The 12,379-nt window shown below is 72.4% G+C and carries 15 protein-coding genes; 13 read left to right on the forward strand and 2 right to left on the reverse strand.

The genetic code is table 11. The features are described 5' to 3' along the window. The first annotated feature begins 3 nt into the window (after positions 1–3). The 8 genes from AB0J33_RS21440 to AB0J33_RS21475 all read left to right on the forward strand — a co-directional run bounded on the left by AB0J33_RS21440 (position 4) and on the right by AB0J33_RS21475 (position 7,031). A complete protein-coding gene (locus AB0J33_RS21440) occupies positions 4–906 on the forward strand; it encodes a sulfotransferase domain-containing protein (RefSeq protein WP_363615768.1) in 903 nt (300 codons plus the stop codon). After that, entirely contained in the window at positions 903–2,165 is a 1,263-nt protein-coding gene (locus tag AB0J33_RS21445) for a hypothetical protein (RefSeq protein WP_363615769.1), read from the forward strand. The genes AB0J33_RS21440 and AB0J33_RS21445 overlap by 4 nt, the downstream gene beginning before the upstream one ends. Before the next feature lie 224 nt (positions 2,166–2,389). Next, complete coding sequence (locus AB0J33_RS21450; RefSeq protein ID WP_363615770.1) at positions 2,390–2,869, forward strand: UDP-N-acetylglucosamine--LPS N-acetylglucosamine transferase; 480 nt, start codon at positions 2,390–2,392, stop codon at positions 2,867–2,869. Between the two features lie 116 nt (positions 2,870–2,985). Continuing rightward, a complete protein-coding gene (locus tag AB0J33_RS21455) occupies positions 2,986–3,555 on the forward strand; it encodes a glycosyltransferase (protein WP_363615844.1) in 570 nt (189 codons plus the stop codon). After that, entirely contained in the window at positions 3,552–4,472 is a 921-nt protein-coding gene (locus AB0J33_RS21460) for a glycosyltransferase (RefSeq protein WP_363615771.1), read from the forward strand. The genes AB0J33_RS21455 and AB0J33_RS21460 overlap by 4 nt, the downstream gene beginning before the upstream one ends. A gap of 73 nt (positions 4,473–4,545) precedes the next feature. After that, a complete protein-coding gene (locus AB0J33_RS21465) occupies positions 4,546–5,202 on the forward strand; it encodes a class I SAM-dependent methyltransferase (RefSeq protein WP_363615772.1) in 657 nt (218 codons plus the stop codon). 147 nt (positions 5,203–5,349) lie between these two features. Beyond that, positions 5,350–6,528: a chorismate synthase gene (gene aroC, locus AB0J33_RS21470; protein WP_363615773.1), complete on the forward strand. Its 1,179-nt coding sequence runs from the start codon at positions 5,350–5,352 to the stop codon at positions 6,526–6,528. Further along, positions 6,528–7,031, forward strand: coding sequence for a shikimate kinase (locus AB0J33_RS21475; RefSeq protein WP_363615774.1), 504 nt, complete (start codon positions 6,528–6,530; stop codon positions 7,029–7,031). Before aroC ends, AB0J33_RS21475 begins: the two co-directional genes overlap by 1 nt. Positions 7,032–7,170: 139 nt before the next feature. Here the strand turns inward: AB0J33_RS21475 and AB0J33_RS21480 are convergent, their stop codons facing one another. Then, positions 7,171–7,899, reverse strand: a complete 729-nt coding sequence (locus tag AB0J33_RS21480) for an alpha/beta hydrolase (protein WP_363615775.1) — start codon at positions 7,897–7,899, stop codon at positions 7,171–7,173. Between the two features lie 79 nt (positions 7,900–7,978). On the opposite strand from AB0J33_RS21480, the gene AB0J33_RS21485 reads away from it, so the two are divergent. From AB0J33_RS21485 to nusB, 5 genes are all read left to right on the forward strand, one after another. Beyond that, positions 7,979–8,977: a YafY family protein gene (locus AB0J33_RS21485; protein ID WP_363615776.1), complete on the forward strand. Its 999-nt coding sequence runs from the start codon at positions 7,979–7,981 to the stop codon at positions 8,975–8,977. A gap of 10 nt (positions 8,978–8,987) precedes the next feature. Continuing rightward, positions 8,988–10,067 (forward strand): 3-dehydroquinate synthase, encoded by a 1,080-nt coding sequence (gene aroB / locus AB0J33_RS21490; protein WP_363615777.1) that lies wholly within the window; start codon positions 8,988–8,990, stop codon positions 10,065–10,067. Next, positions 10,064–10,489 carry a type II 3-dehydroquinate dehydratase gene (gene aroQ, locus AB0J33_RS21495; RefSeq protein ID WP_363615778.1) on the forward strand — a complete coding sequence of 142 codons (426 nt, stop codon included), beginning with the start codon at positions 10,064–10,066 and terminating at the stop codon, positions 10,487–10,489. Before aroB ends, aroQ begins: the two co-directional genes overlap by 4 nt. A gap of 86 nt (positions 10,490–10,575) precedes the next feature. Continuing rightward, complete coding sequence (gene efp, locus AB0J33_RS21500; RefSeq protein WP_007458344.1) at positions 10,576–11,133, forward strand: elongation factor P; 558 nt, start codon at positions 10,576–10,578, stop codon at positions 11,131–11,133. Positions 11,134–11,156: 23 nt separating this feature from the next. After that, positions 11,157–11,567 carry a transcription antitermination factor NusB gene (gene nusB / locus AB0J33_RS21505; RefSeq protein ID WP_363615845.1) on the forward strand — a complete coding sequence of 137 codons (411 nt, stop codon included), beginning with the start codon at positions 11,157–11,159 and terminating at the stop codon, positions 11,565–11,567. A gap of 90 nt (positions 11,568–11,657) precedes the next feature. Here nusB and AB0J33_RS21510 read toward each other — a convergent pair whose 3' ends face one another. Further along, entirely contained in the window at positions 11,658–12,146 is a 489-nt protein-coding gene (locus AB0J33_RS21510; RefSeq protein WP_007458348.1) for a transcriptional regulator, read from the reverse strand. Positions 12,147–12,379 lie beyond the last annotated feature (233 nt).

Below are 12,379 nucleotides of genomic sequence, written 5' to 3' on the forward strand. Positions count from 1 at the left end.
GCGGTGTCGTCCATCCGAGACCGGGTGAAGCAGCTCGTGCCGACCCAGGTCACCAACCGGTTGAAGGACTCCCTGGTCGACTACGCGGTGCGGACCAGCGACCGACGACCGCTGCCGGACTTCCTCATCATCGGCACCAAACGGGGCGGCACCACCTCGCTGTGGAACTACCTCATCCAGCACCCGCTGGTGCCTCGGCTCTTCCCGGCCTGGAACACCAAGTCGGCGCACTACTTCGAGGAGCACTGGGGGCGCGGCGAGGCGTGGTACCGGTCGCACTTCCCGACCGAGCGCCAGCGGGAGGCCCTGGCGAAGCGGCACGGCGGGCCGGTCCGGGTCGGCGAGGCCGCCCCGCTGTACATGTTCCACCCGCTCGCCGCGCAGCGGGTCGCCGGGCTGATGCCCACGGTGAAGCTGATCGTGCTTCTGCGCGACCCGGTGGAGCGGGCGTACTCGCACTGGAAGGAGCGCCGCACCCACGGCATCGAGCCGTTGGACTTCGCCGACGCGCTGGCCGCCGAGCCGGCGCGCACGGCGGGGGAGCGGGAGCGGCTGATCGCCGAGCCGGAGTACTTCAGCGAGCCGTACGACTGGTACACCTATCGGGCCCGCGGGCGCTACCTGGAGCATCTGGAGCCGTGGCTGGAGCACTTCGACCGGGGTCAGATCCTCTTCCTGCCCAGCGAGGGCCTGTACCGCGACGCGCGTGCCACCTACCGGCGGACTCTGGACTTCCTCGGGCTGCCGGCGTACGACCTGCCGGACTTCAAGGTCTACAACGACCGGCGCTCGGCGCCGCTGGAGCCAGCCGTGCGCGCCGAGCTGACCGAGTACTACCGGCCGTACAACGACGCGCTGCGCCAGCGGCTGGGGCTGGAACTCGACTGGGCGGACCGGGCGGCGTGACCGCGCAGGTCGACGCACCGGCGGATCCCCGGTCGCGGGCGGACGGACTGGGCTGGGTGACCCGGGCGGTCTTCCCCGACCGGCGGGTCGCGCTGACCGTGCGCGGTCCCGCACCGACCGGCCACCGCACCGTGGCCCGCTACGCCGTCGTGCCGTCGCTGGCGCGTGCACGCTTCCTGGTGCCGCTGGGCGCGCCCCGAGCCGGGGCGGCGACGCTGCTGGCGTACAACGCGCTGCGTCCGCCGAAGGTGCGGGCGGTGCGGGCCACGATCGGTGGGTTGGCCCGCCTCGGCCCGGTCGGCCTGGCACCGTTCCCGACACTGACCGTATCCGTGCCCGGCGGGGTGCCCGTGGCCGAGCTGCTGTTGACCGAGCGACTCGCCTCGGCGCTCGGCGGCACCCCGCTGCTGGCCGCGTTCGGGGTCCGGCCACCGGATCCCAATCACAAGCCCACTCTGCAACTGTTCGACAGCGACGGGCGCCCGCGCGGGTACGCCAAGATCGGCTGGAACGACGCGACCCGCGCGCTGGTCACCGCGGAGGCGGCCGCGCTGCGGGCGCTGCCGGCCGTTGCCGGCGCGGCCGATCATCCGGTGTCGCCGGGGCTGCTGACCGAGCTGGCCTGGGCCGACCAGGTGGTCGCCGTGATCGAACCGCTGCCGTCGGCGGTACGCGGGGTGCCGGTCGACGACCCGCCCCGGATCGCGGCGCAGCTCGCCGTGGCCCGACGCGGTGGACCGGGCACGCCACCCCGCCCACTGACCGGGTCGGCCTTCCTGGCGCGGCTGACCACGCAGGCCCGGCGGTCCGCCGCCAGCGGGGCGGCGGGTGACCGGGCCGTCGCCGCGGTCCAGGCGTTGGCGCGGCGGCATGGCGACGTCGAGGTGGAGTTCGGACACTGGCACGGTGACTGGGTGCCGTGGAACCTCGGCGAGCACGCGGGACGGCTGGTCGCCTGGGACTGGGAGCACAGTGGTCCGGACGTGCCGGTCGGCTTCGACCTGGCGCACGACGCGTTCCAACGGGCCCTGGTGCTGCGCGGCGATCCGGCCGTGGTGGCCGCCGGTGCTGTCGATGCGTACGTTGACCGGTACGGTGACCGGCTCGGTCTGGGCCCGGCGCAACGCCGGTTGGTGGCCGACGGCTACCTGGTGGAGATGTGGCTGCGGACCTGGCGGCTGGCGGACGCGGGCGCGGGTTGGAACCCCGCGCTGCATCCCGCGCTGCTGGACGTCATCGAAAAACGACATAGCGGCTGATCCAGGGAAATCGCCTGGGCGGTGGCACCGGGGGCGGTGCCGCAGAGTGACGAACAAAACGCAGGTCGTGACGAACGTCGATGGAGTTCGGGCGGCCGGCGGGACCGACCACCTCGCGCGGTGGGCAAACGATCGGCTGGTCGCGCTATTCAGCGACCGGCAAACGTGTGATCTGCTCATGCGTGGCGTGGACCATAATTCCAAGCGAACTTGTGGGGAGTCGCGTGGACAGGAAGATCGAGGCCGAGGAACCGCCGGTGCTGCTGCTGGTCGGTTCCAGCGGCGGGCACCTGGCCCAACTGTTGGCGTTGCGGCCCTGGTACGAGAGCCGCCGGCGCTGTTGGGTCACCTTCGACACGCCGGAGGCGGTGTCGCTGCTCGACGGCGAGGACCTGGTGCCGGCACACCATCCGACCACCCGTAACGTGCCGAACCTGTTCCGCAACGCGATGCTCGCCTGGCGGGTGCTGCGCGAGCGGCGGGTCGAGGCGGTGGTCACCACGGGCGCCGGAGTCGCCGTGCCGTTCGTGGTGTTGGCCCGGCTACGGCGTATCCCGACCGTCTACATCGAGGTGTACGACCGGATCGACACCCCGACGCTGACCGCCCGACTCTGCCGTCCGTTCCTGTCCGCGATGCTCGTGCAGTGGGACGAGCAGCGGCGGCACTACCCGGAAGCCACCGTCGTCGGGACGCTGCTGTGAGCGGCGAGGCGACGACCGGCACCGCCCGTCGTCCGCTGCCGACCCAACCCCAGCCTGACGTCGAGCACCGCCGCCTGCCGCGGCAACGCGACGCGGCGTCGACCGACCAACTGCGGGTGCTGGTCGCCGTCGGGACCGACAAACATCCCTTCGACCGGCTCGTCGACTGGCTGGAGCACTGGTACGCCGAGACCGCCAACCCGGTGGCCCTGACCCTTCAACACGGACACACCCGGGCGTCGGCGGTGCCTGGCGCGGTGCCGTTTCTCGGCCACGCCGCCCTACAGGAGGCGATGTCCGACGCCGACCTGGTCATCTGCCACGGTGGGCCGGCGACCATCCTGGAGGCCCGACGGCACGGCCACCTGCCCATCGTGGTGCCCCGCGATCCGGAGCGCGGCGAGCACGTGGACAACCACCAGCAGCTCTTCGCCCGCCGGCTCGGCGCGGCCGGCATGGTGGCGCTCTGTGAGACCCGGGAGGAGCTGTACCACGCACTGCGGGCCGGGCTGAGCGACCCGTCTCGGTACCTGGTGGCAGCCGACCCGCAGGCGCACCGGGCGCAGGCCGCGGCGGTGGCCCGGGTCGGTGCGATCGTCGAGGAGTTGGTGGCCCGATCGGCACGGCGCCCGCCGCGTCGGAGGGTGTGGGCGCGGCTCCGCCGCGGTGCGGAGGAGACCCGTTGACCCGGCAGTCGAGTGTCAGCGTCGTGGTGCCCACCCGGGACCGCCCGGAGCTGCTGCGGGCGGCAGTGCGCGCGATCCTGGCCCAGGAGTACGCCGGCCCGGTCGAGGTGGTGGTGGTCCACGACCAGTCGACGCCCGACGAGTCCCTCGCCGAGTCGACCGACCCCGACCGTACGGTCCGGGTCATCCGCAACGCGCGCACGCCGGGGCTGGCCGGGGCCCGCAACAGCGGCACCCTGGCCGCCGGCGGCGAGCTGATCGCGTTCTGCGACGACGACGACGAGTGGCTGCCCGGCAAACTGGCCGCGCAGGTGGCCGCGCTCGCCGCCGACCCGGCCGCGGAGTTCGTCTGTTGCGGCATCCGGGTCAGCTACGACGGCACCACCGTCGACCGGGTGCTGGACCGGGACCGGATCACCCTCGCCGACCTGCTGCGGGACCGGATGACCGAGCTGCACCCGTCCACGTTCCTGATCCGGGCCACCGCGCTGCGCGACGGGTTCGGGCTGGTCGACGAGGAGATCCCCGGCAGCTACGCCGAGGACTACGAGTTTCTGCTGCGGGCCGCCCGCAGCGCGCCGTTGCTCAACCTGCGCACCCCGTCGGTGCTGGTGCGCTGGCACAAGCGGTCGTACTTCGCGCAGCGGTGGGACACCATCTCCGAGGCGTTGCAGTGGCTGCTGGAGCGCTACCCGGAGTTCGCCAGCCAGCCGGCCGGCGAGGCCCGGGTGGCCGGGCAGATCGCGTTCGCGCGGGCCGCCTCCGGTGACCGGCGGGGCGCGTTGCGCTGGGCCCGACGGACGCTGCGGCGCAACCCCCGCGAGCCGCGTGCCTACCTCGCCCTCGCCGTGGCCGGGCGGGTCGTCCGGGCCGACGCGGTGCTGCGCACGCTGCACAGACGTGGCCGGGGCATCTGACCGAGCCCGGTAACCGCACCGCACCCCTGCAACCTCACCCGAGCCACCAGCAGATCAAAGGACAACCATTCCCATGGGACTTCACTCGCTCAGGTTCCGTCTCGTCGACTCGCCGACCTCGCTCGGCGCGAAACGACGTGCGCGGCGCGCGGCCTGGCTGTCGGACACCTTCCCGGACCTGGCCGACATGACCGTCCTCGACCTGGGGGGTCGGGTGGACAGCTGGGCGCGCGTCCCCGTCCGGCCGGCGCACGTGCACGTGGTCAACCTGGAGCCACTGCCGACGGAGTTGCCCGACTGGGCCGAGGCCGACCACGCCGACGCCTGCGAGCTGCCCAAGAGCATCATGAGCCGCAGGTACGACCTGGTCTTCAGCAACAGTGTGCTGGAACACGTGGGTGGGCACGAGCGCCGGCAGCGGATGGCCGACGCGGTCCGTGAGTTGGGGCGTGCGTACTGGGTGCAGACGCCGTACCGGTACTTCCCGGTGGAACCGCACTGGGTGGCGCCGGGCATGCAGTTCCTGCCGGTGTCGGCCCGGGTGGTGATGGCGCGCAAGTGGCCCCTCGCCTACAACCCCGGCAAGTCGTACGAGGCGGCGATGCGGCAGGTGCTCACCACCGAACTGATCGGTCGCGCCGAGCTTCGCTACCTGTTTCCCGACGCCACCATCCGCAACGAGCGCCTGGCGGGGCTGACGAAGTCGATTATCGCGATCCGAAACCGTTGATCGTCAATTGTTGTCGAGCAACTCATGGGTATGGCTCGATGGAGACAAGGGCGGATCCACATCGCGTGAAATCGGCTTCGCGTCCGCAGGGCGGGACGCCCCGGGCGGTGCGGCGGGCCGACCACCGGCCGTGACAGACTGACCGCTGTGTTGCGCTGGTTGACTGCAGGTGAATCGCACGGTCCCGCCCTCGTCGCGATGGTGGAGGGGGTGCCCGCCGGCATTGAGGTGACCACCACCGAGATCGCCGACGAGCTGGCCCGTCGGCGGCTCGGCTATGGCCGGGGCGCCCGGATGTCGTTCGAGCGGGACGAGGTCGAGCTGCTCGGCGGCCTGCGGCACGGCGTGACCCTGGGCAGCCCGGTGGCGATCCGGGTCGGCAACTCCGAGTGGCCGAAATGGCGCACGGTGATGGCCGCCGACCCGGTCGACCCCGACGAGCTGGCCCGGCAGGCCCGCAACGCCCCGCTGACCCGCCCGCGACCGGGCCACGCGGACCTGGCCGGCATGCAGAAGTACGGCCACACCGACGCCCGGCCGATCCTGGAACGCGCCAGCGCCCGGGAGACCGCCGCCCGGGTGGCCGTCGGCACCGTCGCCAAGGCGCTGATCCGTCAGGCGCTCGGCATCGAGATCGTCTCGCACGTCGTCGAGCTGGGGCCGGTGGCCGCGAAGCCCGGGTTGCGCCCCACCCCGTCCGACGCCGCCCGGATCGACGCCGACCCGCTGCGCTGCCTCGACCCGGAGGCCAGCGCGTTGATGGTCGCCGAGGTCGACGCCGCGAAGAAGGCCGCCGACACCCTCGGCGGTGTGGTCGAGGTGCTGGCGTACGGGGTGCCGCCGGGGTTGGGCAGTCACGTGCAGTGGGACCGCAAGCTCGACGCCCGGCTGGCCACCGCGCTGATGTCCATTCAGGCGATCAAGGGCGTGGAGATCGGCGACGGCTGGCAGCAGGCCCGGTCCCGCGGCTCGGAGGCGCACGACGAGATCATCCCGTCGGCCACCGGCGTCCGCCGGGTCACCGACCGGGCCGGCGGTCTGGAGGGTGGCATCACCACCGGTGAGCCGCTTCGGGTCCGCGCCGCGATGAAGCCGATCTCCTCGCTGAACCGGGCGTTGGCCACCGTGGACGTCACCACCGGCGAGCCGGCCACCGCGATCAACCAGCGCTCCGACGTCTGCGCGGTGCCCGCCGCGGCGGTGGTCGCCGAGGCGATGGTGGCCTTGGTGCTCGCCGAGGCGGCCACCGAGAAGTTCGGCGGCGACTCGGTTGTCGAGATCCGCCGCAACCTGGCCGGATACCTCGACGCGTTGGTCATCCGCTGATGGCACCGGTCGTCGTGCTGGTCGGCGCGCCCGGCTGCGGCAAGACCACCGTCGGGCGGGCGCTCGCCGCCACCCTCGGGGTGGAGTTCCGCGACACCGACACCGACATCGAGCAGATGGCCGGCAAGCCGATCCCGGAGATCTTCATCGACGAGGGTGAGGCGCACTTCCGTACCCTGGAACGGGCCGCGGTGGCGGCGGCGCTGGCCGCCGGCACGGGCGTGCTCGCCCTCGGCGGCGGCGCGGTCCTGGCCGAGGAGACCCGGGCGGCCCTGATCGGCCACCGGGTGGTGCACCTCTCGGTCGAGCTGCCCGACGCGGTCAAGCGGGTCGGGCTCGGCGCCGGTCGGCCGCTGCTGGCGATCAACCCACGGGCCACCCTGAAGCACCTGATGGACCAGCGCCGGCCGCTCTACACCGAGGTGGCCACCGAGACGGTGGTCACCGACGGCCGCACCCCGACGCAGGTCGTCGCCGAGATCGCCGCCCTACTCCCGCGCTAACCCCACCCCACCCCACCCACCCCACCCCGCGCCCCACCCTCCGACCTCGCCGATCTTGCACTTTCTGCCCCGACGTAAGGGGCATTTCACCGCATCTCGGCAACCGAAACTGCAAGATCGGCGCAGTGCCGGGTGTTGCTCAGTTGCGGGCGATGGTGTCGAGGACGTCGGTGAGCGCCTTCGGCTCGCTGAGCATCGGCCAGTGCCCGGTGGGTAGTTCGTGCAGTTGGCCGTTGGCCAGGCCGGTGAAGAACGGGTGCCCCTCGCTGATCATCTGCCGCACCACGCCGAGCGGGAAGGTGCTGGCGACCAGCGCGGTCGGCACCGGGCGTCCACCGGTGCGTCGTACCGGGTCGGTGGCGGCCCGCAACGGCTGCGGGGTCGCTCGGGCGCGCAGCACCGCCAGGGTCGGCTCGTCCAGGCCGGCCAGGTTCGTCGGGTCGGCGGCCGGATCCCAGGGCGGTGGGGGCAGCAGGTGCCCGGTGCCGATCGCGGCGCGCAGTCGCTGCTGCTCCGGTGGCGGCAGCGTGTCGAACTGCGCGGTGCCGTCCGGCAGCGGCCCACTCTCCACGTAGACGACCCGGGCGATCCGGTCCGGGATCCGGTCCGCCGCCTGGGCGACCGGCATTCCGCCGCCGGAGTGCCCGACCAGCAGCACGTCGTGCAGGTCCTCGACCTCGATCAGCCGGACGATGTCGCTGGTGTGGGTGTCCAGGCCGACCTCCGGGCCGGCGAGGTGGTCGCGCTCGGCCACCCCGGTCAGAGTCATCGGATAGACCTCGTGCCCCTGCGACCGCAGCGCGAGGGTCACCTCCCGCCACGCCCAGGCGCCCAGCCAGAACCCCGGCACCAGCACGAATGTCGCCATCTGTCGCTCCTTCTCTCGGCTTCCGACAGACCGTACGATCTAATCCGGACAGGAACCGCCCGGTTTTAAGGAGTGGCCCGTGTCACATCCCGCCGGTCGGGTGCTGGCCCTGCTCGAACTGCTGCAGACCCGGCACCGGTCGACGGCCGCCGAACTCGCCGGCCAGATCGGCGTGGACGAGCGGACCGTGCGCCGGTACGCGAGCACGCTGGTCGAGCTGGGCATCCCGGTGACCGCCGACCGGGGCCGCCACGGCGGCTACCGACTGCACCCCGGGTTCAAGTTGCCGCCGCTGATGCTCACCGACGACGAGGCGGTGGCCGTGCTGCTCGGCCTGGTCGTCGCCGAACGGGTCGGGCTCGCCACCGAGCAGCCGGCCACCGCCACCGCGCTGGCGAAGATCCGCCGGGTGTTGCCGGCGGCGCTCGCCGACCGGCTCGAAGCCGTCCAGGAGCACCTCGGCTTCACCCTGCGTCGCCCGGCGCCGGAACGCGGACCGGCGTCGGGCACCCTGCTCGCGCTGGCCTCGGCCACCCGGCATCGGCGGCGGGTGGCGCTGGAGTACCGCTCCTGGCGGGGCGAGCAGTCGCATCGCGAGCTCGACCCGTACGGGCTGGTCTTCCACGCCGGCCGTTGGTATGTCACCGGCCACGACCATCGGCGCGGGGAGATCCGCACCTTCCGGCTGGACCGGGTCGGGGCGGTGACACCCGGCGCGGCGACGTTCACCGTGCCGGATGGTTTCGAGGCGGTGACCTGGGTGACCCGGTCGCTGGCCGGCGTGCCGTACCCGCACGAGGTGGAGGTGCTGCTGGAGACCGACCTGGTCGCCGCCCGCCGTCGCATCCCGGCCAGCGTGGCCGAGCTGACCGCCGGCACCGACGGGGTGCTGCTGCGGGCCCGCGTGGAGAGTCTGCCCGGGATGGCCGCGCTGCTCGCCGGGCTGGGCTGCCCCTTCACCGTGCGGCATCCGGACGCGCTGCGCGTCGCGGTGGCCGAGCACGCCCGCCGGCTGGCGGACTGGGCCACCCGGCCAGCAGGTGGACAGCCGCCGTCGCCGCGCCGTCCGCTGGACTAGGCTGCCGGCGATGGACGAGGTGACCCGGATTCCGGTCGGCGGCGAACGGCCGTACGACGTGCTGGTGGGACGCGACCTGCTGGCTGCGCTGCCTGGCCTGCTGCCCGGCGCGACCCGGGCGGCGGTGCTGCACGCGCCTCCGCTCAAGGCGCTCGCGGACGCGCTCGGCGAGCGCCTGCGCGCCGCCGGCGTGGAGCCACTGCCGATCGAGGTGCCCGACGCCGAGTCGGGCAAGCACATCGACGTGGCCGCCGGCTGCTGGGACCGGCTGGGCGCGGCCGGCTTCACCCGTACCGACGCGGTGGTCGGGGTGGGCGGCGGCGCGGTCACCGACCTGGCCGGGTTCGTCGCGGCCTGCTGGTTGCGTGGGGTGCGCTGGGTGCCGGTGGCGACCTCGCTGCTCGGCATGGTGGACGCCGCGGTGGGCGGTAAGACGGGCATCAACACGTCCGCCGGCAAGAACCTGGTGGGCGCGTTCCACCCGCCGGTCGGGGTGTTGGCCGACCTCACCACGCTGGACAGCCTGCCCCCGGTGGACCTGGCGGCCGGGTTGGCCGAGGTCGTCAAGTGCGGTTTCATCGCCGATCCGACGATCCTGGATCTCGTCGAGGGCGACCCGTCGGCCGCCACCGACCCCCGTGGCCCGGTGAGCCGGGAGCTGATCGAGCGGGCGATCCGGGTCAAGGCCGACGTGGTCGCCGGCGACCTGCGCGAGTCGGGCGTACGGGAGGTGCTCAACTACGGGCACACCCTGGCCCACGCCATCGAGCAGAACGAGGGCTACCGCTGGCGGCACGGCCACGCCGTCGCCGTGGGCCTGGTGTACGCGGCCACGCTGGCCCGCCTCGCCGGCCGGCTGGACGCGCCGACCGCCGACCGGCACCGGGTGACGTTGAGCGCGTTGGGCCTGCCGGTGAGCTACCCGGCCGACGCCTGGCCGCAGCTGTTGGCCGCGATGCGGGTGGACAAGAAGGCCCGGGGCAGCCGGCTGCGTTTCGTGGTGCTCGACGCGCTGGCCCGCCCGGCCATGCTGGAGGGCCCGGACGACGCGCTGCTGGAGGCCGCCTACCGGGAGGTGGCCGGCACGTGAGGGTCTACGTCCTGAACGGGCCGAACCTGGGTCGGCTGGGCACCCGCGAGCCCGAGGTGTACGGCGCGACCACCTACGCGGACCTGGTGGCGCTCTGCGAGACCACCGGTCGGGAGCTGGGGCTGGACGTCACGGTCCGGCAGACCGACGCGGAGCACGAGCTGCTCGGCTGGCTGCACACGGCGGCTGACGAGAACGCCGCGGTGGTGCTCAACCCGGCCGCCTGGTCGCACTACTCGTACGCGGTGCGGGACGCCTGCGCGATGCTGCGGGGGCCGCTGGTGGAGGTGCACATCTCCAACATCCACACCCGCGAGGAGTTCCGGCACCATTCGGTGGTGTCGGCGGTGGCGACCGGGGTGATCTGCGGTCTCGGCATCGACGGCTATCGCCTCGCGCTGCACCATCTGGCCGCCCGCTGAGGGGCCGCCCGAGCGGGGGACCGGCCGATTCGACGCAGCTAGTAGACTCGCAGGGTCTGTCCGCCAATTGATGATCAAGGCAGGAAATGGCCTCCACCAACGACCTCAAAAACGGCCTGGTACTCAACCTGGACGGCGAGCTCTGGGCCGTCGTCGAGTTCCAGCACGTCAAGCCCGGTAAGGGTGGTGCCTTCGTGCGCACCACGCTGAAGAACGTGCTGTCCGGGAAGGTGGTCGACAAGACCTTCAACGCGGGCACCAAGGTCGAGACCGCGACCGTCGACAAGCGCACGATGCAGTACCTGTACGCCGACGGCGAGGACTTCGTCTTCATGGATCTGGAGACCTTCGACCAGATCACCGTGCCCGGCGGCACCGTCGGGGAAGCAGCCAACTACCTGCTGCCCGAGGCGGAGGCGACCGTCGCCCAGCACGAGGGTGTGCCGCTCTACATCGAGCTGCCCACCAGCGTCGTGCTGGAGGTCACCTATACCGAGCCGGGCCTGCAGGGCGACCGCTCGACCGGCGGCACCAAGCCGGCGACCGTGGAGACCGGCGCCACCGTGCCGGTGCCGCTGTTCATCACCACCGGCGAGAAGATCAAGGTCGACACCCGCGACGGCCGTTACCTCGGCCGCGCCTGATGGCTGAGGGTTCCAAGCAGCAGATGCCGGCGCGCCGCAAGGCGCGCAAGCGGGCGCTGGATGTCCTCTACGAGGCCGATCTACGGGACAAGCCTCCGGTGGAGGTGCTGGCCGGCTACGTACAGCGCATCGAACAGCCCCGACCGGAGCACCTGGGCTACGCGGTGGGCCTGGTCGAGGGGGTCGCCGAGCACCTCAGCCGGATCGACGAGCTGATCGCCAGCTACGCCGAGGGTTGGACGCTGGAGCGGATGCCGGTCGTCGACCGCAACCTCGCCCGGATCGCCGTCTACGAGTTGCTCTACGTCGACGAGATCGACGACGCGGTGGCGATCAGCGAGGCCGTGGAGCTGGCCCGGCAGATGTCGACCGACGATTCGCCGCGCTTCCTCAACGGGGTGCTCGGCCGGATCGCCGAGTACGCCACCCGCTGAGCGTTCCCACCGAACACCGCACCACGAGAGGGCCCGTGCCAACCGGCACGGGCCCTCTCGGTGAAGCGGCAGATCAGGTGCGGCGGTAGATCAGGAGGCGAAGAACGCCCGGGGGTCGGCCACCAGCACACCGTGCTCGGTGAGCCGCTCGATCAGGCCCGACGGTGAGGCGTCGTAGACGATCGCGAGCGCCCGCAGGTCGTCGGCGCGGATGGAGAGCACCCGGCCGTTGTAGTCGCCGCGCTGCTGCTGGATCGCGCGGGCGTAGCGGGCGACGTAGGCCAGGTCCTCGGAGGCCTCGTCGTAGAGCCGCTCCAGGTCCAGGACAATCTTGCTGGTGGGCTCGTGACGGACACCACTGCCATCAGGCAGCAGCTCCGAGACGGGGACGCGGTAGAACTCGGCCAACTCGGCCAGACGGGACACCGTCACGGCCCGGTCGCCACGCTCGTACGAGCCGACCACCACGGCCTTCCACCGCCCGTTCGACTTCTCCTCCACACCCTGCAGGGAGAGACCCTGCTGCTGGCGGATGGAGCGCAGGCGGGCGCCCAGAGACTTGGCGTATTCAGAGGGCATTCGGACACTCCCAGTGCTGCTCGGGGTTCTCCCGTCGATCGCTACGGAGCGTGACGGTACGGGGAATGCGACACCTGGTCAAGTGGTCGTGACCCTACCGTTGGGGAGCGTCCGGGAAGTTATCCCCTTTTCGGGTGCCTGACCCGGTGGTCAGCGGGCGCCGTCCATCGGCCCGGTGACCACTGGTAACGTGGCGGAAGCCCCGGCCCAGGTCCGCTGCGCGGTCCGGCCGG

The organism is Micromonospora sp. NPDC049645 (genome assembly GCF_040675155.1).
GTDB lineage: Bacteria > Actinomycetota > Actinomycetes > Mycobacteriales > Micromonosporaceae > Micromonospora.

What these genes read in the sequence shown, in the direction of transcription:
- nusB (WP_363615845.1), top strand. Translation starts at nt 11,157, where the DNA reads ATGCCGGCGCGCCGCAAGGCGCGCAAGCGGGCGCTGGATGTCCTCTAC.
- AB0J33_RS21510 (WP_007458348.1), bottom strand. Translation starts at nt 12,146, where the DNA reads ATGCCCTCTGAATACGCCAAGTCTCTGGGCGCCCGCCTGCGCTCCATC.
- aroB (WP_363615777.1), top strand. Translation starts at nt 8,988, where the DNA reads ATGGACGAGGTGACCCGGATTCCGGTCGGCGGCGAACGGCCGTACGAC.
- AB0J33_RS21465 (WP_363615772.1), top strand. Translation starts at nt 4,546, where the DNA reads ATGGGACTTCACTCGCTCAGGTTCCGTCTCGTCGACTCGCCGACCTCG.
- AB0J33_RS21480 (WP_363615775.1), bottom strand. Translation starts at nt 7,899, where the DNA reads ATGGCGACATTCGTGCTGGTGCCGGGGTTCTGGCTGGGCGCCTGGGCG.
- AB0J33_RS21475 (WP_363615774.1), top strand. Translation starts at nt 6,528, where the DNA reads ATGGCACCGGTCGTCGTGCTGGTCGGCGCGCCCGGCTGCGGCAAGACC.
- efp (WP_007458344.1), top strand. Translation starts at nt 10,576, where the DNA reads ATGGCCTCCACCAACGACCTCAAAAACGGCCTGGTACTCAACCTGGAC.